This window comes from Streptomyces sp. NBC_00690, assembly GCF_036226685.1.
GTDB lineage: Bacteria > Actinomycetota > Actinomycetes > Streptomycetales > Streptomycetaceae > Streptomyces.
Map to the genome: position 1 here is coordinate 2,831,915 of NZ_CP109009.1, position 23,939 is coordinate 2,855,853.

Below are 23,939 nucleotides of genomic sequence, written 5' to 3' on the forward strand. Positions count from 1 at the left end.
ATCGGTCCGCGTCGATCGGTCCGCGTCGATCGGTCCGCGTCGATCGGTCCGCGTCGATGGGCCGGAAGGTGCGTTCAGACCAGGTCGATGTGGACGTTGGTCGACTTCACCCGGGCGGTGGCCTGCATCCCCACTTCGAGCCCCAACTCCTCCACGGCTTCCCTGGTCAGCAAGGAGACCAGCCGGTGCGGTCCGGCCTGGATCTCGACCTGGGCCGCGACATCGCCGAGCTTGACCGCGGTGACGATGCCCGGGAAGGCGTTGCGGGCGGAGGTGTAGGGCTCCTCTTCATCGCCACCGCTCTGGGCGATCTCGATGGAGAAGGCCGCAAGGTCCCGACCGTCGATCACCCGTCGACCGTTCTCATCACGGTGGGTGGCCACTTTGCCGGCGTCGGCCCAGCGGCGAGCGGTGTCAGGGCTGACGCCAAGCAGACGCGCCGCCTGACCAATGGTGTAGGACTGCATATGCGACACCGTAGGCCGATTCAACACGCATTTACAAGATTGGATGACTTCTAGGTTGGCAGATGCGGTTTCCAGATGTCTCGTGAAACCTCACTGGTCCACCCCGACCACCGGTGTGGCACACACGGAGAGGGCCTCCGGGTACGCCTGGGTCTTCTCATGCTCGGTCAGCGCCCGGTAGATGACTGCCTGCCCGTGCAGGGCGTGCCAGAACTCGTTAGGTGCGGCAGCAGCGTCGTGCCAGAATCCGGCGCATGCCTGTTCGATATCCATCCCCACTGCGTCCCGGTGACCGCGTCGGCATCACTTCTCCTTCGAGCGGAGTCCCGAAAGAGCTGCGTGCGCGCCTCGACGTGGCCATCGGCGAGGTGGAGGCCCGGGGATACGAGGTAGTTGTCGGCCGCTGCATGGATGGTGCCGGCCATGTCAGTGCCCCTGCGGCCGACCGCGCCAGCGAATTGATGTCGATGCTGACGGATCCCGACATCAGAGCGGTGGTGCCGCCGTGGGGTGGGGAGACGGCGATCGACCTGCTGCCGCTGCTCGACTGGGACCGACTGCGTGACGCCGAGCCAACTTGGCTTGTCGGGTTCTCCGACATGTCGACCATCATCACGCCGCTCACCCTCCTCACCGGAACGGCGACCGTGCACGGCAACAACCTCATGGACACGCCCTACCGGGCTCCCGAGGGACTCCTGTCATGGCTCGACATTGCCGCTGCTCCGCAGGGACACCGATTTACCCAAACCCCGCCGAACCGCTATCGAGCCACGGGCTGGGACGACTACCGTGCCCACCCGGAGGTACGCGAATACACGCTCGACACGCCCGGCAGGTGGACCAGGCTGGACGCCGACGGAGACGTGGAGGTCGAAGGACGCTTGATCGGGGGCTGTATCGAGATGCTGTGCAACCTCACGGGAACGACCTACCTCGATGTCTCAGCCTTCGCACGCGCCGAGTCTCCGGAAGGTCTCCTCGTCTATGTCGAAGCAGGAGGCGACGACGCCTTCGCCATCTGCCGGAACTTGCACGGGATGAGGCTGGCCGGCCTCTTCGACACGGCGAACGCGATCCTCGTCGCCCGGACAGCGGCACCCGACACCGACTCGCTCACTCAGCACCAAGCCGTTCTCGACGCCCTTGGCTCCTTGAACGTCCCGATCATCGCCGATGTCGAGTGCGGGCACGTACCGCCGTACCTGCCCATCGTCAACGGAGCACACGGCCGGGTGGTGCACACCTCAACGCACAGCGAACTGATCCAGACGCTGGACTAGGGGCACTTCCGTCGAGCGGGCCGACAGAAGTGCCGGCCGGATGGTGTCGGCGTCGGACAGGGGCCTCAACGCCTCGCGTGGCGGATCCTCAACCGTCCGAACCCCATGGACCCGGAGATCCGGATCTGTGGTGCGCCGGGGCGGGAGCTCTGCCGGGCTTTGTAGCGCACGTCCTTCCACCCGGTGTGCAGTCCCTCGACATCGACGATCGCGTCGCGGGGCACCGTGATCCTGGCCCTGCCGGTGCCGAGCTGCAACTCGATGTCGATCACCGGATGCTCGATGACCGCCCGGGACAGGTCCAAGTGCACTTTTCCGAACGCGGACTCGACCTTGAGATTCCGCGGAACCCGCCACACACCGCGCCGCTTGATCCGTCCGTTGGCGACGGCGATGGTGGATGCGGTGGCCGCCTTCTGTGCGGGGAGCGAGGCCAGTGCCGGCGCCAACTCGCCACGCGTCCTGGCGGTGAGGGCGTGCTGAAGGCGTTCGTCCAACTCCTCGTGCGAGATGTGCCCTTCGGCGTACGCCTCCTGGAGGCGCTCCACGGCCGTGTCTCGGTCGTCGTCTCCGAGCATGCGCGTCGGGTCTTCCGGCGGGGAGGTCACCTTGTCACTCTAGTGCGGTGCCGGCAGCGCGAAGGGTGCCAAGTCCCACAACGTCCGACGGGCCGCGATTGCTTCAGCTGGGATAGAGCGGAGCGGAACCGTTTCCTCTGCGACTGGTCTTGTCCTCACCCAGCACCGAGAGCAGTTCCCTCGCGGTCAGGGCCGCCTGGAGGCGCAGCGTCACCTCGGGGTCGAGCGGATTCGCGTCGAGGAGTTCCCGGATCTGTCCCACCCGATAGCCGACCGAGTTGCGGTGGAGGTGGAGGAGTTCCGCGACGGCCGCCCGACTGCCCTTGGTCGCAAGCCAGGCGCTCAGGGTGTTCACCCACTCCTCGCGCTCCAGGATCGGGCCGAGATGCTGCTCGACGAATGCCTGTAGCCGCTCCGGCGAGACACCGAAGAGTAGTTGGGCCAGGCCGAGCGAGGAGAACTTCAACTCCACCTCCCCGGGGCGTCGCCGCAGGAGTCCGAGGACGGTTTCGGCGTCCCGGAAGGAGCGGGAGGTCTCCCGTACATCCGAGACGACCGGACCTGCGGCGGCAAGGACCATCTCCTCGCCGACCATGCCTTGGAGGCGGACCCTGATCCGGGAGATCTCCCGGTCGATGTCGCCCTCCAACACGGCGAGCCCGAACTGACCGTCCTGCCGTACGGGCATCTCCAACCAGGACAGGGCCGTCGACCAGGTGCGCTGATTGGGCCCCCCGTAGGCGAAGACCACCGCGGCATGGGGGCGGTCGAGACGCAGGCCGAACCGGGCGGCGGTCCGCAGGACCTCCGCGTGGTTGCGCAGCGCGCCGAAGCGCAGTTCGTCGATGAGCCGGCCGGCGGTCTCCGTGGAGGCCGCGGCCACCGCGTCCCGTCGGATCGCCTCGATGGCTATGGCGGTGGAGGCGGCCCGCAGGATCAGATCGTCGTCCTGGTTGGCCTGGCCCTCCGCACCGCCGAGGAGCAGCAGGCCGACCCGGCGTTCACCGGCGCGGACCGCCCGCGCGGTGCCGTGCCACCCCGGCTCACAGGTGATCGTGACGCACCCGTCCTGTGCGAAGACCTGGGCCACGCTCACAGGCGTCATCGCCGTCGTGCCGTCGTCGGTCGCGGCCAGCACCCCGCCGTGGACGCCCACCAGCCGGGCCGGGCGACCGGTCTGCTGGGCGATCGCACGCAGTACCACCAGCCAGCCGTCGCCGGACAGGGCGAGGTTGTTGAGCTTGCGCTCGAACGCCTCCGCAGCCGCAGGCGTCAGGCGGGGGCGAGCGGTTCTGACAAGGGATTGGCTCATGGTGCTCCGCATTGCTCGGTAAACGGTGCTTCCGGCTGGCCGCGGTGGTGGCCACGACCGCTGGTGATGTCCGTCATCGCCGGAATCCCCGTATCTGAGTTATCGGTGTTGGTACCCATACCGATACCGGTATCCGGAACGTATCCCCTCGCGTTCGTCTGCGCTACGCCCTTTACCTCCTGAATTACGCGAAGGGTGGCTGTTGCAGCGTCCTGGGTGGACAGCTCCCCTATCGCAAACTTCTCAAAGTATGATGAGTAGGGGTATCGCGGACTCTGCCTGCTTCGTGGCACGATGCCGAAATGTGCGCCGATAACGCAATATCCAATGATCGAAGTGTGCGAGGCATCCCGCCTCTCACCACCCAGAAGGTGCCGGCGCAGGGCGCCACGACCGCCGCGGTGAAGCTGGCCGCGCGGGTGGTGGTGGATCAGGCCGCACCGGAACTGGTGGCGCTCAGCCATCGGCTGCACGCCCATCCCGAACTCGGCTTCGAGGAGGAGCGCGCGTGCGGCTGGCTGGGCGAGGTGCTCGAAGCCCACGGCTTCACCGTGCGCACGGGCGTCTGCGAACTGCCCACCGCCCTCGTCGCCGAGCGCGGCAGCGGGCCCCTGGTGATCGGGATCTGCGCCGAGTACGACGCACTCCCCGGCATCGGCCATGCCTGTGGACACAACGTCATCGCCTCCGCGGCGGTCACCGCCGCCCTGGCTCTCGGCGCGGTCGCCGATGACCTGGGCATCACCGTACGGCTTCTGGGCACACCCGCCGAGGAGAACGGCGGCGGCAAGGTGCTGATGCTGGAGCGCGGCGCTTTCACCGGCGTCCATGCGGCGATGATGGTGCATCCCGCGCCGCGCGAGCGCCTCGATCCGCTCTGTCTGGCCCGGGCGCAGCTCAGCATCCGCTATGACGGACGGGCCGCCCATGCATCGGCCTGCCCGGAGGACGGGCTCAACGCGGCCGACGCGCTGACCGTCGCACAGGTCGCGCTCGGATTGCTGAGGCAGCACATGACCCCTGACCAGCGGGTCCACGGCATCACCACCACCGGGGGCCAGGTGCCCAATGTGATCCCCGAGCTCACCGAGGCGGCGTACTACGTACGGGCCGCGAGCCTGCCCGCGTTGACCGATCTGGAGGCACGGGTCCGCGAGTGCTTCGAAGCAGGGGCGGTGGCGACCCGGACCAAACTGACGATCGGTTCCACCTCGCCCGCCTACTCCCACTTCCAGCACGATCCACATCTGTTGGCCGCCTACGAGCGCAACGCCCTGGCACTCGGCCGCACCTTTCCTCCGGTGGGCCCGGCCGATGACCGCCAGGCAGGTTCGACCGATATGGCGAACGTGTCGCTGGCCATTCCGTCCATCCAGCCGCTGGTGTCCATCGGATCGGGCACGGCAGGGCTCCACCAGGCCGAGTTCGCGCAGTACGCGGCCCGACCGGAGGCCGATCGCGCACTGCTGGAGGGCGGTTTGGCCATGGCGTGGACGGCGATCGACATGGCGTCGGACAGCCGGGCGCGGGAGCGGCTGCTGTCCGGCTGAGGGCGTGCAGGGTGCGCACGGGCGGGGCCCCGTGCGCACCGACGGGACCCCACCCCCGAGCGGACATTCGCCGGGGCGCGGTCGACCCGTCCCCGGGCAGGACCGCGGGAACACCCCGGGTGACGCACACGCCGCAGGGGCGACGCGCGGTTCGCGCATCGCCTTCGCCGACGTCGTCCTGTCCGCCACGACGATCAGGAGCTCCGCCCCGGCCCGTCCGCGCCTTCGGCGTCAGCCTCCGCGCCCGTCGGTGCGACCGGGTCCGCCGACCCCGTAGAGCCGGTCGAGCCGGTCGGCTTTTTCGCCACCGACGGATCCGGGACGATCACCCGGGCCGCCGCGAGGTACGCCTCGACATTGCGGCGTGTCTCCCCCACGCTGTCGCCGCCGAACTTCTCCAGTACGGCATCGGCCACCACCAGGGCGACCATGGCCTCCGCGACCACGCCGGTCGCCGGGACCGCACAGACATCGCTGCGCTGGGCGATCGCCTTCGCCGGGTCTCCGGTGCGCACGTCCACGGTCGACAGTGCGCGCGAGAGAGTGGAGATCGGCTTCATCGCCGCCCGTACGCGCAGCACTTCACCGGTGGTCATCCCGCCTTCGATGCCACCGGTCCGCTCGGTGATCCGGCGCACTTCGAGCCGTCCCGGTGTGCCGCCGACGCCCTCGATCTCGTCGTGCGCGACCGAGCCGCGGCGCGCGGCGGTGGTGAATCCGTCGCCGACCTCCACGCCCTTGATCGCCTGAATGCCCATCAGGGAGGCCGCGAGCCGTGAGTCGAGGCGGCGGTCCCAGTGGACATGGCTGCCCAGGCCCGGCGGGAGTCCGTAGACGACGACCTCCACCACACCGCCGAGGGTGTCGGCGTCGGCGTGGGCCTCGTCTATCTCCGCGTCCATGGCGGCCGAGGTCGCCGGGTCCAGGCAGCGCACGGGATCGGCATCCACCGCGTCCCGCGAACCGCGCACCGGGACCAGCCCGTCGGGCAGGGCCACGGCCCCGATCCGCACCACATGGCTGATCACTTCGGCGTCGAGCACCTGCCTCAGGAACGCCTGGGCCACCTCGCCGAGCGCCACCCTCGCCGCGGTCTCCCGGGCACTGGCCCGCTCCAACACCGGGCGGATGTCATCGAAGGCGTACTTCTGCATCCCCGCGAGGTCGGCGTGACCGGGGCGGGGGCGGGTCAGTGAGGCGGCCCGGCCTCGGTCAGGGAAGCGCCCGGGCTCGTCGTAGGGGCGCCCGTCCTCGTCCGCCGGTTCCGGGGACATCACCTCGCACCACTTGGACCACTCGGTGTTGGCGATCCGGACCGCGACGGGACCGCCCATGGTCCGGCCGTGGCGCACGCCTCCGTTGATCTCCACTTGGTCGCGCTCCAGCAGCATCCGCGCCCCGCGGCCCTTGCCGAGCCGGCGTCTGGCCAGCGCGTCGGCCAGGTCCTTGGTCGAGATCTCCACCCCGGCGGGCATGCCTTCCAACACCGCGGTCAGTGCGGGTCCATGGGACTCGCCCGCTGTCAGCCAACGCAGCATGTTCCTTGCCTTTCGTCGTCGTACATCCGCACGTACCTCCTCCTGTCGCCGGCGTCTGCGTCCGGTGAGCCGTTGCGATCGCCCCGGTCGACAGTCCAGGGGCGTCGGTGGCTCAGGTCAGCAGCAGCGCCACCCCCGCCACCGTGCCCACCGTGACTACCACGGCGCGCAGTACGGACGCGGGCACCCGGCGCCCGAGCGCGGCACCGAGCAGACCGCCCGGTATCGAGCCCAGGGCCACCAGCAGCACCGGCAACCAGGCCACGTCCGCGGTGAGTGTGAACAGCACCGCGGCGACCAGGTTGACCAGTGCTTGGAGAAGGTTCTTGAGGCCGTTGAGGAGGCGGAGGTCGTCATCGAGGACGATGGCGAGCTGGGCCAGCAGCAACACGCCTTGGGCGGCGCCGAAGTAGCCCCCGTACACGCTGACGGCGAAGACCGAGAGCGGCAGCAGTCTGCCGACCGTGCGCGGGGCGGCGACCGCCGTGGCTCCGGTGGTGGCTGCCAGTTGCCCGGCCGCTCGGCTTCGGCGTTCGGCGACCAGTCGGGTCAGCCAGGGCTGGAGTGCCATCAGCAGCGCGGCGAGCAGCACCAGGAGCGGGACGACCGCGCGGAAGGAGTCGGCGGGCAGGCTGAGCAGCAGCAGTCCGCCTGCCAGTCCGCCGAGTACGGCGGCGATGGATAGCGGGAGCAATCGGTCCTTTTGGGCCAGGAGTTCGCGACGGCAGCCGAGGGCACCGCTGATCGACCCCGGAGTCAGCCCGATCGTGTTGGACACGTTGGCGACGACCGGTGGGTAGCCGAGGGCGACGAGCACGGGGAAGGTCAGCAGCGAGCCCGAGCCGACGACGGTGTTGAGCGTGCCGGCGGCGAGGCCGGCAGCCAACACGAGGGCGATCTCCAGGGTGGTCACGAGTGCGTCGGAACCTTCGGCGTTGCGGCCGATTCGGGCTGCGGCGGGGCGGTCGGGGGCCGCTCGTCGATGGCTCCTGCGATGCGCCGTCCGACCGAAGCAGCCGAAGCAGCCGAAGAGGCAGACGAGGCAGACGAGGACACAGCGGGCCCTGTAGGGGCGCTCTTGGGCACCCGTGCGACGGGGTTGGTGCGCTGCCCGGATGCCCGGAGGGCGGCGTTCCCCGGTAGGAGCACGATCTTGCCCTTGGTCTCTCCGCTCTCCAACCGGTGGTGGGCGACGGCGGCTTCCGCGAGGGGCAGCAGGGTGTCCACGACCGGTTCGAGTTCGCCTTCGATGCCGCCGCCGTCACCGAAGCAGAAGTCGATCATCGCGCCGAAGTCGGCGTACCCGCAGGAGCCCGCTCCCAGCAGGGTGATGCCGCAGTGGAAGGCGTGCGGCAGATGGAAGGCGGCGGTGGCTCCGGTGGTGTCCCCGCAGAAGACGAGCCGGCCGCGCAGGCGCAGCGAGTGCAGCGAGGCTTGGAACAGCGCGGGGCCGACATGGTCGAGTACAAGATCGACCCCGACCCCGTCGGTGAGTTCACGGGCGCGGGCCGCGACGTCCTCGGTGCGGTTGTTGATGGTGGCGTGCGCACCGACCTGCGCCATGTGGGCGAGCTTTTCGTCGGAGCCCGAGGTGACGATGACCCGGGCGCCGATGCGACGGGCGATGTGGACGGCAGCCATGCTCACTCCGCTGCCGCCGCCGTGGACCAGTACGGTCTCGTCGGCGCACAGTTCACCGCGGACGACGAGGGCCTGCCAGGCCATGCCGTACGCGGTCGGCAGTGCGGCGGCGGCGACATGGCTGGTGCCGGGTGGCAGGACATGGGTGTGTGTGGCGGGTACGACGACGAGTTCGGCGTATCCGCCCGGTCGGTTCCCGCCGATGATCTGGACGTTCGAGCAGTAGGCGTCCTGCCCGATGGTGCATTCGGCACAGGTGCCGCAGGCAACACCGGGGTTGACGACGACCCGGTCGCCGATGTGCCGGCCATTGATGCCCGGGCCGAGGCCGATGATGTCCCCGGAGATATCCATGCCCGGGATGTGCGGGAGGCTGAAGCCCGGCAGCACACCCGGCCCCTGCCGCTGGAGCAGATCGAGCCGATTGACCCCGGCCGCCCGTACGGCGATCAGGACCTCGCCGGGACCGGGCTCGGGATCGGGCAGTTCGCGGAGCTCAAGGGTGCTGGGCCCGCCGTGGCGGGTGTGCATGACGGCTTTCACGCGGTCCCCCGGACGAATGGAATGCCGAGGGCGCCGGGCGCCCGATGGCTCTTGGCAAGGAACATCATCGCGAGCAGTGCCAGGAGATAGGGCGCGGCGATGAGGAGTTGGGCGTTGAGCTGGAGGCCGAGCGCGGGCAGTGCGAGCCGCATGGCGTCGGCGGCGCCGAAGACCAGACAGCCGGTGATGGTGCCGCGCAGGGTCCAGCCGCCGAAGATGACGGCCGCGATGACGACGAAGCCACGGCCCGCGGTCATGTTCTGGTTGAACATGCCCACTTCGCCGACGGCGAGGTAGGCGCCGCCGAGTCCGGAGAGCACACCGCAGATCAGCAGTGCCTGGCGGCGGCGCTTGCGGACGTCGATTCCGGTGACGTCGGCGGACTGCGGGTTCTCGCCGGCTGCGCGCAGCTCCAGTCCGAAGCGGCTGCGTTGGACGAGCCACCAGACGAAGGGGATGAGCACGATCAGTAGATAGACGGGCCAGCGGTGGGAGAAGAGGACGGGCCCGAGGAGTGGTATGTCGGAGATATAGGGGATGTTGACGGCGTTGACCTGGTTGTTGGCGTCCAGCTTGACCGAGTCGAGGAGGAAGCTGGTGAGTCCGAGGACCAGGGCGCTTAGGACCAGGCCGACGACATAGGTGTTGACGCCCAGCCGATGGCTGAACTGGGCGTGGACGAAGCCGATGATCAGGCCCGCCACCATGCCGAAGATCAGGCCGGTGGACGCCGAGTCGGTGATGGTGGCGCCGAGTACGGCGCTGAAGGCACCGCCGAGCATCATGGCCTCGACGGAGATGTTGATGGTGCCGGCCCGCTCGGCAATGTACTCGCCGCAGGCCGCGAAGGCCAGTGGCACGGTGAGCCGTACGGCGCTGGCGAGGATCACGGATGCCTCGTCGATCATGATGCCTCCTCAGGCGTCCGTGGTACGGGCGACTCGGCGCCGCTGGATCTCGGCGAAGGCCGTGGGGAAGACGACGGCGAGGACGAGTAGGGCCGTGACCACGGCGACGATGTAGCGGGGGATGCCGGTGGAGGCGAGGAATCCGCCACCGGCGCGCAGTGCGCCGAAGAACAGTGCGACGGGAATGGCGCGGAGCGGGTTGTCCTTCGCGACGAGGGCGACGAGGAGTCCGTCGAAGCCCACGTTGTCGGCGAAGCCGTCCTGGATGCGGTAGCCGCTGCCGGTGAGCATGGCGCCGCCCGCGAGTCCCGCGAACGCACCGGATGCGAGGAGCGCGCCACCGCCGACGACCACTGCGCCGACGCCGGCCCGGTGGGCGGTCTTGGCGTTGAGGCCCAGCAGTCGGATGCGGAAGCCCCAGCGGCTGCGGGTCAGGGCGAGGTAGACGCCGACGGCCAGCAGGGCGGCGATGAAGATGCCGGCGCCGATGTTGAAGCCGGGGTACTCGCCGAAGCGGGGCAGCCAGACCGACTCGCGGAGCATGTCGGACTGGGAGGCGGTGGTCTGGCCGGGGACGGCCTGCTCGCGCAGGAGGTAGGGCCGGTTGACGGCGAAGGAGACGACCTGGTTGGCGACGAAGATCAACAACAGGGTGGCGATGACGACGTCGACGCCGCGCCAGTAGTAGAGGACTGCGGCGATGGAGGCCCACAGCGCGCCGCCGATCGCGGCGCAGAGCAGGATCATCGTCAGGACGAACCAGCCGGGGCCGGGCATGAACAGTCCCACCGAGGCGCCGACGGCGGCCCCGATGACCAACTGTCCTTCCTGGCCGATGTTGAAGATGCCGGCCCGGGCGGCGATCACCGATCCGATGGCGACCATCAGCAGGGGCGCGGCCTGGTCGATGCTCTGGCCGACCGAGGAGCCGCTGCCGAGGCTGCCCTCGTACATGGCGACGGCCGCGTCCACCGGGGACTTGCCGACGACGGCGACGAGGAGTCCGGCGATGCCGAAGGCCAGGGAGAGGGAGAGTGCGTAGAGGGCCGGGGTCCGCAGTCGCTGGGTGATCGGCGGCCGGGTCCGGGGTGCCGCGGGGCCCGGGGGCCCCGCGGTGCGGGCGGCATGCGGGGCCTCAAGGAGCTTGGTCATGCGTGCTGGCCTCCCATCATCATGCCGAGGCGCTCGACGTCGACGTCCGAGCGGTTCATCTCGCCGACGATCGTTCCGCGGTGGATGACCGCTATCCGGTGGGAAAGGGTGAGGATCTCGCTGAGTTCGGTGGAGAGCAGCAGTACGGCGATGCCGCTCTTGGCTGCTTCGTGGAGGCGCTCGGTCATGTACTCGATGGCACCGATGTCGAGGCCGCGCGTCGGCTGGGCCGCGACCAGCACCCGGGGTCGGGCGGAGAGTTCGCGGGCGAGGACGACCTTCTGTTGGTTGCCGCCCGACAGGAGCCGCATGGGCGTGTCGGGCGAGGGGGTGGCGATCTCGAACTCCTCGATGAGGGCGCGGGCCCGCTCGTTGAGTCGACCGCGGCTGAGGAAGCCGCGTTTGCTGATGCCCTGGAGGTCGGCGAGGACGAGGTTCTCGGCGACGCTCATGTCGAGGACGCAACCGGAGGCGTGACGGTCCTCGGGAATGACTCCGACACCGGCGGCGTGCATGGCTCCGGCTCGGCCGGCGGCCACGGCGGCGCCGTTGACCTCGACGGTGCCGGAGGTGAGCGGGAGCAGGCTGGAGAAGAGGTCGCCCACAGCGGCCTGTCCATTGCCCTCGACGCCGGCAATGCCCAGGATCTCCCCGGCGCGCAGTTCCAGGCTCAGTCCGCGCAGCAGCGGGATCTTCTCGGGGCTGACGGCGTGGGCGTCCTTGATGCGCAGGAGTACGCCGGTGGGTTGTGGGTCCAGTGTGGTCGCGGCAGGGGTGCCCCCGGAGGGGTCCGCCGCCACGGACCCCTCCGGTACTGAATCCGGTGTTGCCGGTGGCTCGGAGGCCGACGGCTCATCGGCAGTCGTCGGCTCCTGGGCCACTTCGAGTTGCGGACCGCTCACCGGCTCGGTCTGGCCCGGCTCGATCAGTGCGTCCATCACACCGACCGCGGTGGCCGCCGTCCACTTGGACAGTTCTCGGCCCACCATTTCGCGGGCCAGGGCCCGTTCGTCGGTCTCGGCCGTGACCCTGCGGCCCACCACCCGGCCCTGCCGCATGATGGTGACCTTGTCGGTGGCGTGGATGATCTCGTCGAGCTTGTGGCTGATGAGAATCACCGCCTTGCCCTCGTCGGCGACCACCCGGCGCAGCACGGTGAACAGGTCCCGTGACTCCTCCAGGGTGAGCACGGAGGTCGGCTCGTCGAGGACGAGGACGTCCGGGTTCCGGCGCAGGCACTTGACGATCTCCACGCGCTGTCGTTCGCCGGTGGACAGGTCCTCCACCCTGGCGTCCGGGTCGACGGCGAGGCCGTAGCGTTCGCCGACTTCCCTGACGACGGTGCGGATCTGGTCCCGGTCGACGCCGCCTCGGTCACCGAGGGCGATGTTCTCCCAGACGGTGAGCCTGCCCACCAGGCTGAAGTGCTGGTGGACCATGGCGATCCCGCGGGCCGCTGCGGTGAGCGGGTCGGAGATCACCTCGGGCTTGCCGCGCAGGACGATCTGCCCGGCGTCGGGGGTGACCAGTCCGAGGAGGACCTTCATCAGGGTGCTCTTGCCCGCGCCGTTCTCACCGAGCAGACCGTGGATCTCTCCGGCCGCCACGTTGAGGTCGACGTCACCGCAGGCACAGACGGGCCCGAAGCTCTTGCTGATGCCGACCATCTGGAGGACGGGGGTGTCCGTCTCCGCCGTGCCCTCCGTGGTGAGGGCCGGTGCGATGGGGCTACTGCTTGCCGGCGACGGCGTCATCGACGTTCAGCCTTCCGCTGCCGATGTCCTCCGTGAGCTTCTTGAGCTGCGCCTCCTGATCGCCCTTCGGCTCGCAGAGCTTGACGTAGGGCACGGGGTCCTTGCCCAGGTGCCATTCACGGGCGACGCCCATGCGCAGGGTGCCCGCCTTGAAGTCCTTGAGCGCTCCGGCGAAGTAGGCGCCGGGGCTGAAGACGACGGAGATCGCGTACTTCACTCCGCTGGCGTCGCCGCAGCGGTCGGTGCCGGGGGTCAGGGCGGGGACGCCCTTCTTGTTCGCGATCCGGGTCACCGAGTCGGTGGCGCCGCCGAGATACGGGTAGATCACCTTGACGCCCTGGGAGAGCTGGGCGTTGGCGGCTTCGTTGGCCTTGCCGGAGTCGTTGAAGTCACCGGTGTAGTTCTCGATGAGTTCGGCGTCCGGGACGACGGCCTTGATGCCGGCCCTGAACGCCTTGGCGACGGCGCGGGCGAAGTCCAGGTCGGGGCCGGTGATGTAGCCGGCCTTCTTACCGCCGTTGTCCTTGAGGACGAGTCCGGCCGCGTATCCGGCCGCGTAGAGGCTCTCGTTGATGAAGTCGAGCGACTGGGTGAACTCCGGGGTCTGCTTCACGCCCATGCCACCGCTGATGTACCAGGTGACGCCCTTGCACTGGGGTTCGGTGGAGGCGGAGAGCGCGTCCTTGAGTTCGCTGGCACCGATCGCGACCATGTCGACGCGCTGCCGACAGAGGTTGCGTGCCTGCTGCACCGCGGCGGCCGGGTTGATCTTGTCGACGATGGTGAGCTTCCAGCCGTTCTCGTCGGCGAACTTCTGTGATTCGTCGACGAAGCTCTGGTAGTAGCCCTTGTCCTTGGTGTCGCCGGGGCTCATCACACCGATGACGACCTTGCCGTCACCGTTCACATCGGGCTCGCCCTTGGGCAGGGTGCCGGCCTGGGTGCCGGTGACGGCCTTGGTGCCCTTCTCGGCAGCCTTGGTCGCTTCCTTCTTGGGACCGTCGGTCTGGGGGTCTCCACAGGCGGTCAGCATCAGTCCTGGTACGACGACCAGTCCTGCGACGGCTCTCAGCATTCTCTTCATGGCAGTGTCTCCAGACGACTCGGCGCGGATCAGGCATCTCGTACGGCGGCCTGTGAACCGGTCGCTCCGCCGTCGGCGACGGAGCGGATGAGGGTGTGGACGGTGCCGGCACCGCGCCGGTGGTCGTCCATCGGTCCTGTGGTCGTACGTGTGTGCTGCGGGAGTTGCAGGAGTGGGGGGAGCCACTGGTTCCGTCGGATTCATCGGATCGACGGGGCCGCGGCCCGAAATCAGGGGTGTCGCTGTGTTGCTGATGTGCGGTGGTGCCGTGGTGGTGCCTCCTGGCCGGGGAGCACCCGATGCGGAGTGTGCGGGGTGTACCTCAGTCCTTGTGGGACTCGGGGTTGGCGCCCCACTGGATGATCTGGACGTAGTTGCCGTCCGGGTCGGCGAGGGTGCCGATCAGTCCGAAGGGCATCTGCTCCACCTTGCGGACCCAGGTGACGTCCAGGGGCAGCAGGTGCGCCTCCAGGACGCGGCAGTCCTCCACGTCGAGGTTGATGATGATCCGGGCGGCGTCCTTGTTGGGGCCCGCGACCTCGCTGTGCTCTTCGATGAAGAGCTGCACTGCGCCGAAGGGGAAGGCGCCGCCGTCGTTCTCGGTGACGGAGAAGGCCGAGCGGTACCAGGACTTCATCGTCTCGACGTTGTCCGAACCGATCAGCAGGCTGCCGATGTTCACGGGATTCCTCCGGCGTGTAAAGGGGTTCGTCGCCCCTGGGTGGAAGTGCTGGTGAAAGCGGGAAGGGGTGGTGCGGCCGACGGGTCGCGGGACTCGCGCGTGGCGTCGTCGGCGGACCGCCGCGCCGGCGTCCGGTGAACGGACCGGCCGGGCGGAACGGTTGTGGTGGTGACCTGGGTGGCGAAGTAGAGCGGACTGACGGGCGGTCAGCCGTTGCGGTACTCCTCCCGCGGCGGGGTGAAGATGTCGAGAATCCAGGTCTCGCCATGCTCGGGGTCGCCGATGAACAGGCTGTCGCCGTGGTCATGGCCCTTGGGCGCCCAGTAGACGTCGCCGGGGCCCAGCACCTTGCGCTCGTCCGAGCCGATCCGAAAGTCGAGCTTCCCCTTGAGGACGATGCCCCACTGCTCGTTGTCGGGGTGGTTGTCGTACGGGGTGGGGCCGCGGCCCTCTTCGATGCGCCAGAAGGTCAGCATCATGTCGTCCCCGGTGTAGACGCGTCGACGGAAGCCGGGCTTGATCTCGGTGAACTCGGACTCGTCGAACGGCCAGACGTGCTCTGCGTCGCTCACGGTTGAACGTCCTCTCTGTTGGGCCGGTCGTCCGGCCCTCGCGGCCCGCCGTGGTGCCGGTCCCCCGCCCCTCGCGGCGGGGGCGCCGGTCAGAACATGCGGGCGATCATGTGCTTCTCGACCTCACCCAGGTGCTCGGCTGCGGCCAGGGCGGCGGCCTTGGGATCACCGCTGGTCACCGCGTCGGCGATGCGGACATGGGCGATCGACGACTCCGCGATCACCTCGCGGACCGCCGCCGCGTTGTTCTCGGCGTCCAGCAGCGAGGAGAAGTCCTCGGATGCGAACACCGCGTCCAACGCCTTGCGGTACAGCTCGTGCAGGGTGGGGTTGCCACAGGCGCGGGCGAGCGCCAGGTGAAACCTCCGGTCGAGGTCCCGGAACTCCTCCAGTTGCAGCCCGGGGCCGAACTCCGCCGCGAGCGCGGCGATCTGGGCGCGTTCCGCATCGCTCGCGCGCAGGGCCGCAAGTCGCGCGATGGCGACCTCGGTGACCTGCCGCACCTCGAACAGTTCCGAGATGTTGCGCTTACGCCGGTCATCCCCTCCCAACGGGACATCGGGCAGGTTCTCGGCGACGAAGAAGCGGTTGCCGCGCTTGATGACACAGCCCAGGAAGACCAGTCCCTGGACCGCCTCCCGTACCGAGGTCCGCGCGACACCGAACTGTTCGCACAGCGTCCGCTCCGCGGGGAACCGGGCGCCCGGCGCGAGCGCACCGTCCCGAATGCTCTCCAGCAGCGAGTCACGGACCTTCTCGGAGACCGTGGTGCGGGAGACGGGAGCGAACTGGATGGGGTCCATGGTCGTCAGGAGCCGCTCGCGACGGCGAAGCGCCGCATCTCGGCTTCGATGTCCAACGGCCGGACGATGGCCTGGTGGGCCTCATCGCCCCAGTGCTCGGCCGGGACCAGCCACATGACCTCGAACTCCAGCCCGTCGGGGTCGAGGGCGTAGAGGCTCTTGTTGGCGCCGTGGTCGCTGGCGCCCTTGAGGGCATTGGCCTTGAGCAGCCGCTCCCGCACCTCGGCGAGCGCCTCCAGCGAGGGCACCTCCCAGGCGATGTGGTACATCCCCACGGTCTTGGCGCCCGCCTCGGACGCCGTCGCCTTGTCGCCGATGGTGAAGAAGGCGATGTCGTGGTGGTTGTCGGATGCAGGTGCGCGCATGAAGACGAAGCTGCCCGGAGGGCCTTCGATGATGGTCTCGAAGCCGAGGACCTCGTGGTAGAAAGCGGCGGTCCTGCGAGCGTCTCGCACGTAGAGGACCGCGTGGTTCATGCCGGTGATCGCCATCGCCAACAACTCCTTCCGGACTTTCGGACTGATGGTCTGACGTTCAGAAGGTAGGGACGCCAGACCATGCGGGTCTTTGTTTCAGGAGCACAAAGCGAGGATTCACCCGCTGTGCACCTGTACGTTCACGGCCTTGATCCGGGTGTATGCGTCGACCCCGGTACGGGAGAATCCGCTCGACTTGCGGGGCTCGCCACGGCCGCCGTTCATATCTGGCGCAAAGTGGCAGTTGACATTGACCTCGCCACAGTCCAAGGAGTCGGCGAAGCGGAAGGCACGCTCCAGGTCGCGGGTGAAGACGGTGCCGTTCAGGCCGTAGCTGGTGCCGTTGGCGAGCTCGATCGCCTCGGCCTCGGAGCTGAACGACATCGCCGCAAGCACCGGCCCGAAGACCTCCTCCTGCTCCAGCTCACAGCCCCTGCGCACACCTCCGAGGACGGTGGGCGCCACAAAGGTGGAACCGAGGCCGTCCGGTACCGACGGGGAGCCGATCAGCTTGGCGTCGCCGGACCCTACGGCCCGCTCCACATAGCCGCGCACCCGCTCGGCGTGCCGTGCGTTGATCAGCGGCCCGATGAAGGTCGAGGGGTCGAGCGCATCCCCGATCGGGAGATGGGCCGCCGCCTCGGCGACCCCATGGATCACCTCGTCGTAGACGGACTCCTCGATCAGCAGCCGGCTGCCCGCGACACAGACCTCGCCCATGTTCACGAAGGCGGCCATCATCGCCCAACCCACGGCCTGCTCCAGATCGGAGTCGGCGAAGACCACGACCGGTGACTTGCCACCGAGCTCCAGATGGACCGGGGTCAGATTGCGGGCGGCTGCGGCCATCACATGACGGCCCGTGTCGGTGCCGCCCGTCAGGCTGATCAGATCGATCCTCGGGTCGGTGATCAGCTTCTCGCCGACCCTGCTGCCTGCGCCCAGCACCACATTGAGGACACCTGCGGGCAGTCCGGCCGCGGTGAGGATGCGCCCGAGCTCCACCAGGGTGATCACGGCGTCCACGGGGGGCTTCGCCACGATGGAACAGCCCGCGGCCAGGGCGGATGCGATCCGCTGGCTGCCCGTCATCAACGGACCGTTCCACGGCAGCAACTCGGCCACCACTCCCGCCGCCTCAGGCTGGCGCACGGTCAGGATCTGCGGACCGCCGCCCGGCAGCAGCTCAGGCGGGAAGGTGGCACGGCGGGCGTCACCGTGTGCGGTACGGGCCACGGCCGCGGCGTACGAGAAGGCGTTGGCGGCCTCGTACACATCGTTGACGAGCGCACCTGAGACCCCCTTGCCGGTGTCGAGCGCCTCCAGCGCGGCCAGCTTGGGCGCGTCGGCACGGATCGCCGCCGCTGCCGCCTCCAGCACCTCGGCCTTGCGCGGACCGGGCATCCGCCGCCAGACGCCGCTGTCGAAGCTGGCGCGGGCCGCGGCGATGGCCGCTTCCACCTCCTGCTCGGTGGCGGCGAGGAAGTGGGCCGGCTGCTCGCCGGTGGACGGGTCGGTGATCGGCTGCGGCGTGCCGTCAGTGGCCTCCTTGCCGCCGATCAGCTGTGGATAGGGCTCGGTGCTGAGCCAGCCGGGCTGCAACCTGGGCTCGGCGCCGGAGCTGTCGTCGGGGCCCTGTTCGGACGTCGCGGCACGCATCGCGGCTACTCCCTCTCACTACCTGGACACTTTGGACGAATGCGTGCCAGGTTGTCGGCCGGGGGAGGCGCCCGCATCGTGTTCCCGGCATGGACCAAGCGCGGTTGATTGTGCTCCCGGCCACGATGTTCAGCGGGCGTCGGCGACCTAATCTCCCTGGTCATGGTGATAGACGCCGACTCAAGCGACCGAGGTGTCCGCAGTGTGCCGGGCAGCGTCGGTGCTGCCGTGCGGCCCACTGCCGTGCCGGCAGGGGGTCCGTACGCGACGACCACCGCAGTGCACACGACGGCGCGCACCGAGCAGGGCACCGCATCACGCGCCGAGCCGGGCGACGGCCACAGTGGCCGCACACCACGCCCGGACCTGCTGGTCACCGGGGGCGATGTGGTGACCATGAACGCCCGCCGTGAGGTCCTCGCAGGCGGAACCGTCGCCATCGCAGGGGACCGCGTCCTCGCCGTCGGCGCCACCTCCGCACTGCGGCAGCGCTGGCCGGGCACCCCCGAACTGGACGCCCGCGGCTGTGTCGTGACCCCCGGCATGATCAACGCCCATCAGCACCAGACCGGTGATCCGCTGGCCCGCGCCTGGATACCCGACGACCTGGCGCCCGGCGCCTCCATCGACGCCTGGGCCGTACCCCTGCATGCCGCTCACACGGCCGCGGACGACACCCTCTCCGCCCTGCTGACCTGTGTGGAGAACCTCCGCAACGGGGTGACCACACTGGTGGAGGCCGGTACCGTCGCCCATCCCCACCCCGTCGCCCACGCCATGCACACGGCCGGCATCCGCGGCACCATCGGCACCTGGGGCTGGGATGTGCCCGGAGCGCCCTTCGCCGCCTCCGCACCCGAAGTCCTCGACCGCCTCCGCGAGATCGTCGAGACCTATCCGGCCGGCGGGCAGATCGAGGGCTGGGTGACCCTCGTCGGCCATGGTCTGGCATCCGACGCACTGCTCACCGGGGCCGCGGAGTTGGCCCGGTCCACCGGTGCCCCGATGACCATGCACCTCTCCCCCTCCCAGTCCGACCCCGAGCACTATCTGAAGACCACCGGCCGCCGCCCGGTCGACCATCTGGCACATCTGGGGGTGCTGGGGCCACACCTGCTGCTCGCGCATGCGGTCTGGCTGGCCGACAGCGAGGTCGAAGCCCTGCTCGGCAGCGGTACCGCCGTCGCCTACTGCCCCTGGGCGTATCTCCGCCTCGGCCAAGGGGTGACCCGAGCGGGCCGCCACAGCGAACTCTTCGAACGCGGCGGACGGCTCGCCCTCGGCACCGACTCGGGCAACGCCGGGGACAGTTCCGACATCCTGCGCACCGCGGCGCTCGCCGCGGGCCTCGCCAAGGACATGCGTGTCGATCCGACCGTCGCCCTCGGAGCCGCGGCGGCCCTGGAGTTGGCGACGATCCGCGGCGCCGAGGCCATCGGCATGGCCGACCGGATCGGCTCCCTGGAGCCGGGCAAGTACGCCGACCTGGTGGTCCATGCGACCAGCGGGCCCCAGTGGGCGCCGCGCGGTGACATCGCCCACCAGTTGGTGTGGTCGTCCGACGGCCGCTCGGTGCGCGATGTCCTGGTCGGCGGCCGGGCCGTCGTCCGCGACCACCACTGCACCACCGTCGACGAAACCGCCCTGCACACGGAAGCCGCCGGGGCCTCCGCGGACCTCCTGACCCGGTCCGGAGTGCCGGCCCGCCCCAGTTGGCCGATCGTCCCCGCGCACTGAGTACGCCCGAAGATCCACCGTCCTCCATCCCCCTAGCCTCTGGGAGTGTCCGTATGAAGATCGCCGTCATCACCGCGGCCGAGCAGGTCGAACTGCGCGACGAGCCCGATCCGGTACCGGGTCCGCAGGACGTGCTCGTCAAGATCGGCGCCTGTGGTCTGTGCACCATGGAACGCCGGCTCTACCTGGGCACCAAGCCCATCTACCCGGTCGCCGCCGGCCATGAGGTCGCGGGCGAGGTCGTGGCCGTCGGTTCCCAGGTCGCGGTGCTGCCGGGCGTCCCCCAGGTCGGCGACACCGTCACCCTGGACCTGCTGACCCGCTGCGGCACCTGCACCTCGTGCCGTCGGGGCCGCTCCGCGCTGTGCAAGCAGCCGCAGGGCGGTGCACTCACCGATGGAACGATCTCGATGGGCGCCGGACTGGCCCAGTTGGTGAAGGTGCCCGCGGCGCAGGCGTTCGGCACCGGCTCAGCGCCGCTGCGGCACGCGGCCATGGGCGAGCCGCTGGCCTGCGTCACCCACTCGGCACGGCTCGGCGGACTGCGCGCCGGTGACCGGGTGGCCGTCGTGGGCGCCGGGTACATGGGCCGACTGCACCTGGCCCTGGCCAAGCTCCGCGGAGCCGCTTCGGTCGGGCTCATCGACATCAGCGACGCCCGGCTGTCCGAGGCCCGTGAAGCCGGCGCCGACTGGACCAGCACCCCCGAAGAAGCGGTGGCGACCGGCGGCAAGCAGGACCTGGTGTTCGTCACCGCGGGTGCGCCCGGCGCCCTGGAGACGGCGGTGTCGATGTGCGACGACGGCGGTACGGTCGTTCTGTTCGGCGCATTCCCCAAGGAGCTGTCCGAGGGACTGAGCCCGGATCTGATCCACCACCACGAGTTGACCGTCCTCGGTGTCTTCAGCCATGAGCCGCAGGACTGGACCGAGGCTGCGGCACTGATCGCCTCCGGTCGGCTCGGCGCCGACCTCGACGCACTGGTGACGGCGGAGTTCCCGCTCACCGAGGTGGACGAGGCGCTGCGACTGGCCGCGAAGTCGCCGGTCTACCGAGTCCTCGTGGGCGGCTGACCGTGTCGCCCGCGTCCGCTCCGGTCGTCATCGGGGTCGACCTGGGAAGCAACTCCGCCCGTGCGCTGGCCCTTGACCCCGAAGGCCGCACCCTCGGCAGCGCCACGTCCGGCTACTCGGGCGCCGCGTCCTGGCAGCCCGGCCATGCCGACCCCCGGGGTTGGCTGGCCGGTGCCGTCGAATCGGTGCGCCGACTGGCGGCCCAACTGCCGTCCGCGGCGCACCCGGTAGCGCTCTGTTTCGGCGGCCAGAGCCCCACCACGATCGCGACCGGCACCGGTGGGCCGACGGCGCTGACCTGCCGCCATCCGGCCGGTGCCACGGGCTCCCCGGTGGAGCAGCACCACGCCCAGAGCGCGCTGTTGGGCGAGGAGTACGGCTCCGGTGCCGTGGTCTGGCAGCTGTATGACTGGGTGATGGCCGAACTCGGCGCGAACCGGCACCAGTCCCGCTGGCCCGGGGACCCGCTGCTGAACGGCTACGGCCCCCCTGCCGCGACCGGTTCGGTGGTCGGAACAGTCAGTGGGGACAGTGGTCTCGTCGCCGGTACGCCCCTGGTGGCCGGGGCGCAGGACGCGTACCTGGCGTTCTGGGCGGGCGGGCTCGACGAGCCGGGCCGCGCTATGGACCCGGGCGGGCGCACCGGAGGGCTGGCCGTCGCGGTCGCCGCGGGTTCCCCGGCCGCAGATCACTACGCACTGCCCAGCGCCGTACCGGGACTCGACATCGTCGGCGGACCGGTCGCGGCCCACGGTCTGATGCTGGAGTGGCTCAGCAGTCTCACCGGACGTGAGGTCCCCGATCTGCTGGCGCTGGCGGCCGATGTGCCCCCCGGGGCTCGGGGCGTGACCGTCATCCCCTATCTGGAGGGCGAGCGGGCGCCCCGCTGGAACCGGGCGCTCCGCAGTGAGATCCACGGTCTGTCCGCATCGGCAGGCCCGGGTGACATCGCTCGGGCGGCGCTGGAGGGCGCCGCGTACGGACTGGCGCACATCGCCTTGGAGTTGGCCGCCAAACAGGCCCCGATCCGCACCCTGGTCTGCGCGGGTTCGCCGGCCCGCAGCCGACTGTGGTGCTCGGTGAAGGCATCGGTCCTGGGAGTGCCGGTCGAGGTGCCCGATCCGGTGGACGTCGCCGCCTACGGCGCGGCGCTCGCCGCGGGCGCCGGTGCCGGCTGGTGGCCGGCACCGGGGAAGGGACGGGGCGGCGACTGGCCCCGACCGCGGATGACGCTGATCGAACCGGAGCCCGATCCGGTGTACGAGGAGGGGCTGCGGCAGTTCCTCGCCCTCGGGGACGCGGGCGTGGCACGGGTCGCCGAACGAGAAGCCCGAACGGCCGCCCCGGCAGCGGTCTGAGCCAACGCGCGGCCCACGGTCGCACAGCAGGGAACGGTCCGCGCGAGTGCCGCGCGGTGACCGAACGAGCATCGAGCATGGAGTCGAAATGCCCAACCCCGTGATCTTCATGGATCTGCCGACCCCCGATGTGGAGGCCACCTCGGTCTTCTACGCGGACCTGTTCGGCTGGACCTTCAACCGGCGCCCGGCCGGCAAGTTCTCCGAGGTGCTGCCCGGTGTGAAGCCCAACCTCGGCATCCACCTGGACGAACGCCCCTCCACGGGCGGTCCGGTGCCGCGGATCTACGTCATGGTCGACGAGCCGCCCGCCTATCTGGAGAAGGCCGTGGCAGGCGGCGCCTCGGTGCTCTGGGAAGAGAAGCCGTGGGAGGAGTTCGAGGCCCGGTACGCGGCGTTCCGTGACCCCTGGGGCAATGAAGTCGTGCTCTGGCGCGACAAGGGCACCTACTTCAAGAGCGGCCACGCCCCCGAGGCGAAGGCGTAGATCCGTAGGCCGCCGACACCGTCCCGGCTCCGGCGGCCCATCGCGTACTCCACGAACCACCAGGCACGACCGAGAAAGCCCGAGGAACCGCCATGACCAACACCCTGATCTTCGTCGATCTCCCCACCCCCGACGTCGAGGCGTCGACGGAGTTCTACCGCGAGCTGTTCGGTTGGACGATCAACCCCCGTCCGCAGGGCGTCTTCCACCAGGTGGTGCCTGGTGAGGGCCTGCACCTGGGCATCTTCAGCGAGACCGAGCAGTACCCGGACCCGGCCCCGCTGCCGACGCAGCCGCGTTCGGGCCTGCACACCCGCGTCTACATCCTGGTCGACGCCCCTCCCGGTGACTACCTCAACAAGGCGGTGCTGCTGGGCGCGACCGCGCTGTGGGAGCAGAGCTTCTGGAAGGAGTTCAACGGGCACCACGCCTCGTTCCTGGACCCGTGGGGGAACCAGATCGTGATGTGGCGCGCACCGGACGCGGACGAGAAGGATGCCGCGGGCGAGGCCGCCGCGGCGGAGTCCGACAGCTGACGGAACAAGGCGTCACGGCGAAGTACCGTGTCCGCCCGGCACACCGCACTCGGCTGGAATCTCCCCGGCCGAGTGCGTGCCTTTCCGCGGCGCAACCAAGCACACCGCCGACCGCCACCACCTGCCGTCCCCGAACGCCGTCCGACAGGACTGACCGTCCCCGAACGCCGCACCCGGGACTGTGGTTCCCGCCTCCGACGCCTCTCGCTCGTCCGGCAGCTCCCGGATCACCAGGTGCCGAAGCCGATCAGCAAGCATCCGTTCATCCGGCCCTGGCGTCATCCGGGCGCCCGAGCGCGGCAGTTTCGGTATCGGCTCCCGGCTCAACGGTCCGTACGACCAGGACATATCGCCCCGACCAGTCCGACGCGGTGAGCGTGAAGGGGTCGCCGTCCCGCAACCGTCGATAGGCGGCCACTCGCCCCTCCTCATCCGCCACCCAGTTGCGCAACTGCGTGGGCGCGTCCCCGAGGTCGAGCCAATCGTCGGGGTCCATGCAGGTCAGGGTGCTGGACCAGGGCACATCGGGATCGGGGTCCAGTCCGTTGGCGATGCGGGACGCCTGGACACAGGTCCACCGCAACGCACGTCCTGCATAAGGGGTGGTGAACCTCCCGAGCACCAGCCGAGCCGCCCCTGTCCCTCCGTCGCCGTCCTGTTCGGCCTCGGCAACGATCTCGGCAATGACCTCCGCCCGATATACAGGGCCCTCGGGGTCAGTCATCGTCGACGGGCTGATGGCACAC

General features: G+C 69.7%; 23 protein-coding genes and 1 pseudogene. 7 read left to right on the forward strand and 17 right to left on the reverse strand.

Annotation, left to right across the window (positions count from 1 at the left end; translation table 11 throughout):
- Positions 1-74: 74 nt before the first annotated feature.
- Positions 75-476, reverse strand: a complete 402-nt coding sequence (locus OID54_RS12530; RefSeq protein WP_329027458.1) for a TOBE domain-containing protein — start codon at positions 474-476, stop codon at positions 75-77.
- An 81-nt stretch (positions 477-557) separates the two neighbouring features.
- Positions 558-740 (reverse strand): hypothetical protein, encoded by a 183-nt coding sequence (locus tag OID54_RS12535; RefSeq protein WP_329018321.1) that lies wholly within the window; start codon positions 738-740, stop codon positions 558-560.
- On the opposite strand from OID54_RS12535, the gene OID54_RS12540 reads away from it, so the two are divergent.
- On the forward strand, positions 722-1,750 hold the full coding sequence (locus tag OID54_RS12540; RefSeq protein ID WP_329018323.1) for a S66 family peptidase: 1,029 nt from the start codon (positions 722-724) through the stop codon (positions 1,748-1,750). The genes OID54_RS12535 and OID54_RS12540 overlap by 19 nt on opposite strands.
- Positions 1,751-1,815: 65 nt before the next feature.
- Here OID54_RS12540 and OID54_RS12545 read toward each other — a convergent pair whose 3' ends face one another.
- Together OID54_RS12545 and OID54_RS12550 are read right to left on the reverse strand one after the other, a co-directional pair.
- Positions 1,816-2,358, reverse strand: a complete 543-nt coding sequence (locus OID54_RS12545) for a DUF1707 SHOCT-like domain-containing protein (protein WP_329018326.1) — start codon at positions 2,356-2,358, stop codon at positions 1,816-1,818.
- Positions 2,359-2,431: 73 nt separating this feature from the next.
- A complete protein-coding gene (locus OID54_RS12550) occupies positions 2,432-3,640 on the reverse strand; it encodes a PucR family transcriptional regulator (protein ID WP_329018328.1) in 1,209 nt (402 codons plus the stop codon).
- A gap of 338 nt (positions 3,641-3,978) precedes the next feature.
- On the opposite strand from OID54_RS12550, the gene OID54_RS12555 reads away from it, so the two are divergent.
- Entirely contained in the window at positions 3,979-5,190 is a 1,212-nt protein-coding gene (locus OID54_RS12555; protein WP_329018331.1) for a M20 family metallopeptidase, read from the forward strand.
- Positions 5,191-5,531: 341 nt separating this feature from the next.
- On the opposite strand, the pseudogene aroC reads toward OID54_RS12555, so the two are convergent.
- From aroC to OID54_RS12615, 12 genes and pseudogenes are all read right to left on the reverse strand, one after another.
- Positions 5,532-6,728, reverse strand: a pseudogene (aroC, locus tag OID54_RS12560) (chorismate synthase); the annotation flags it as partial.
- A gap of 112 nt (positions 6,729-6,840) precedes the next feature.
- The gene (locus OID54_RS12565) at positions 6,841-7,641 is read right to left on the reverse strand and encodes a sulfite exporter TauE/SafE family protein (protein ID WP_329018333.1); all 801 of its coding nucleotides are present in this window, start codon (positions 7,639-7,641) and stop codon (positions 6,841-6,843) included.
- Entirely contained in the window at positions 7,638-8,900 is a 1,263-nt protein-coding gene (locus OID54_RS12570) for a zinc-binding dehydrogenase (RefSeq protein ID WP_329018335.1), read from the reverse strand. The genes OID54_RS12565 and OID54_RS12570 overlap by 4 nt, the downstream gene beginning before the upstream one ends.
- A gap of 8 nt (positions 8,901-8,908) precedes the next feature.
- Positions 8,909-9,820 carry an ABC transporter permease gene (locus OID54_RS12575; RefSeq protein ID WP_329018338.1) on the reverse strand — a complete coding sequence of 304 codons (912 nt, stop codon included), beginning with the start codon at positions 9,818-9,820 and terminating at the stop codon, positions 8,909-8,911.
- 9 nt (positions 9,821-9,829) lie between these two features.
- Positions 9,830-10,972: an ABC transporter permease gene (locus OID54_RS12580; RefSeq protein WP_329018341.1), complete on the reverse strand. Its 1,143-nt coding sequence runs from the start codon at positions 10,970-10,972 to the stop codon at positions 9,830-9,832.
- Positions 10,969-12,726, reverse strand: coding sequence for an ABC transporter ATP-binding protein (locus tag OID54_RS12585; protein WP_329018344.1), 1,758 nt, complete (start codon positions 12,724-12,726; stop codon positions 10,969-10,971). The genes OID54_RS12580 and OID54_RS12585 overlap by 4 nt, the downstream gene beginning before the upstream one ends.
- Complete coding sequence (locus OID54_RS12590; protein WP_329018347.1) at positions 12,701-13,810, reverse strand: BMP family ABC transporter substrate-binding protein; 1,110 nt, start codon at positions 13,808-13,810, stop codon at positions 12,701-12,703. Before OID54_RS12590 ends, OID54_RS12585 begins: the two co-directional genes overlap by 26 nt.
- A gap of 322 nt (positions 13,811-14,132) precedes the next feature.
- Positions 14,133-14,492 carry a VOC family protein gene (locus OID54_RS12595; protein ID WP_329018350.1) on the reverse strand — a complete coding sequence of 120 codons (360 nt, stop codon included), beginning with the start codon at positions 14,490-14,492 and terminating at the stop codon, positions 14,133-14,135.
- Positions 14,493-14,698: 206 nt separating this feature from the next.
- The gene (locus OID54_RS12600) at positions 14,699-15,064 is read right to left on the reverse strand and encodes a cupin domain-containing protein (protein WP_329018352.1); all 366 of its coding nucleotides are present in this window, start codon (positions 15,062-15,064) and stop codon (positions 14,699-14,701) included.
- 89 nt (positions 15,065-15,153) lie between these two features.
- Positions 15,154-15,867, reverse strand: a complete 714-nt coding sequence (locus tag OID54_RS12605; RefSeq protein ID WP_329018354.1) for a FadR/GntR family transcriptional regulator — start codon at positions 15,865-15,867, stop codon at positions 15,154-15,156.
- Between the two features lie 5 nt (positions 15,868-15,872).
- Positions 15,873-16,358, reverse strand: a complete 486-nt coding sequence (locus OID54_RS12610; RefSeq protein WP_329018358.1) for a VOC family protein — start codon at positions 16,356-16,358, stop codon at positions 15,873-15,875.
- Positions 16,359-16,460: 102 nt separating this feature from the next.
- Positions 16,461-18,002: an aldehyde dehydrogenase family protein gene (locus OID54_RS12615; RefSeq protein ID WP_329018359.1), complete on the reverse strand. Its 1,542-nt coding sequence runs from the start codon at positions 18,000-18,002 to the stop codon at positions 16,461-16,463.
- Positions 18,003-18,206: 204 nt separating this feature from the next.
- Here OID54_RS12615 and OID54_RS12620 point away from each other — a divergent pair, with 204 nt between their 5' ends.
- The 5 genes from OID54_RS12620 to OID54_RS12640 all read left to right on the forward strand — a co-directional run bounded on the left by OID54_RS12620 (position 18,207) and on the right by OID54_RS12640 (position 23,193).
- Entirely contained in the window at positions 18,207-19,739 is a 1,533-nt protein-coding gene (locus OID54_RS12620) for an amidohydrolase family protein (RefSeq protein ID WP_329018362.1), read from the forward strand.
- A 53-nt stretch (positions 19,740-19,792) separates the two neighbouring features.
- Positions 19,793-20,812 carry a zinc-dependent alcohol dehydrogenase gene (locus tag OID54_RS12625; protein ID WP_329018365.1) on the forward strand — a complete coding sequence of 340 codons (1,020 nt, stop codon included), beginning with the start codon at positions 19,793-19,795 and terminating at the stop codon, positions 20,810-20,812.
- Positions 20,813-20,814: 2 nt separating this feature from the next.
- Positions 20,815-22,170, forward strand: coding sequence for an FGGY-family carbohydrate kinase (locus OID54_RS12630; protein WP_329018368.1), 1,356 nt, complete (start codon positions 20,815-20,817; stop codon positions 22,168-22,170).
- An 88-nt stretch (positions 22,171-22,258) separates the two neighbouring features.
- The gene (locus OID54_RS12635) at positions 22,259-22,657 is read left to right on the forward strand and encodes a VOC family protein (RefSeq protein WP_329018373.1); all 399 of its coding nucleotides are present in this window, start codon (positions 22,259-22,261) and stop codon (positions 22,655-22,657) included.
- Positions 22,658-22,749: 92 nt separating this feature from the next.
- Positions 22,750-23,193: a VOC family protein gene (locus OID54_RS12640; protein ID WP_329018375.1), complete on the forward strand. Its 444-nt coding sequence runs from the start codon at positions 22,750-22,752 to the stop codon at positions 23,191-23,193.
- Between the two features lie 262 nt (positions 23,194-23,455).
- Here OID54_RS12640 and OID54_RS12645 read toward each other — a convergent pair whose 3' ends face one another.
- Positions 23,456-23,917, reverse strand: coding sequence for a hypothetical protein (locus tag OID54_RS12645; protein WP_329018379.1), 462 nt, complete (start codon positions 23,915-23,917; stop codon positions 23,456-23,458).
- Positions 23,918-23,939 lie beyond the last annotated feature (22 nt).

Excerpts from the sequence above, each read along its gene's own strand:
- OID54_RS12585 (WP_329018344.1), bottom strand. The coding sequence starts at position 12,726 with ATGACGCCGTCGCCGGCAAGCAGTAGCCCCATCGCACCGGCCCTCACC.
- OID54_RS12590 (WP_329018347.1), bottom strand. The coding sequence starts at position 13,810 with ATGAAGAGAATGCTGAGAGCCGTCGCAGGACTGGTCGTCGTACCAGGA.
- OID54_RS12535 (WP_329018321.1), bottom strand. The coding sequence starts at position 740 with ATGGATATCGAACAGGCATGCGCCGGATTCTGGCACGACGCTGCTGCC.
- OID54_RS12605 (WP_329018354.1), bottom strand. The coding sequence starts at position 15,867 with ATGGACCCCATCCAGTTCGCTCCCGTCTCCCGCACCACGGTCTCCGAG.
- OID54_RS12610 (WP_329018358.1), bottom strand. The coding sequence starts at position 16,358 with ATGGCGATCACCGGCATGAACCACGCGGTCCTCTACGTGCGAGACGCT.
- OID54_RS12580 (WP_329018341.1), bottom strand. The coding sequence starts at position 10,972 with ATGACCAAGCTCCTTGAGGCCCCGCATGCCGCCCGCACCGCGGGGCCC.
- OID54_RS12570 (WP_329018335.1), bottom strand. The coding sequence starts at position 8,900 with ATGCACACCCGCCACGGCGGGCCCAGCACCCTTGAGCTCCGCGAACTG.
- OID54_RS12635 (WP_329018373.1), top strand. The coding sequence starts at position 22,259 with ATGCCCAACCCCGTGATCTTCATGGATCTGCCGACCCCCGATGTGGAG.
- OID54_RS12615 (WP_329018359.1), bottom strand. The coding sequence starts at position 18,002 with ATGCGTGCCGCGACGTCCGAACAGGGCCCCGACGACAGCTCCGGCGCC.
- OID54_RS12540 (WP_329018323.1), top strand. The coding sequence starts at position 722 with ATGCCTGTTCGATATCCATCCCCACTGCGTCCCGGTGACCGCGTCGGC.
- OID54_RS12640 (WP_329018375.1), top strand. The coding sequence starts at position 22,750 with ATGACCAACACCCTGATCTTCGTCGATCTCCCCACCCCCGACGTCGAG.
- OID54_RS12550 (WP_329018328.1), bottom strand. The coding sequence starts at position 3,640 with ATGAGCCAATCCCTTGTCAGAACCGCTCGCCCCCGCCTGACGCCTGCG.
- OID54_RS12625 (WP_329018365.1), top strand. The coding sequence starts at position 19,793 with ATGAAGATCGCCGTCATCACCGCGGCCGAGCAGGTCGAACTGCGCGAC.
- OID54_RS12575 (WP_329018338.1), bottom strand. The coding sequence starts at position 9,820 with ATGATCGACGAGGCATCCGTGATCCTCGCCAGCGCCGTACGGCTCACC.
- OID54_RS12645 (WP_329018379.1), bottom strand. The coding sequence starts at position 23,917 with ATGACTGACCCCGAGGGCCCTGTATATCGGGCGGAGGTCATTGCCGAG.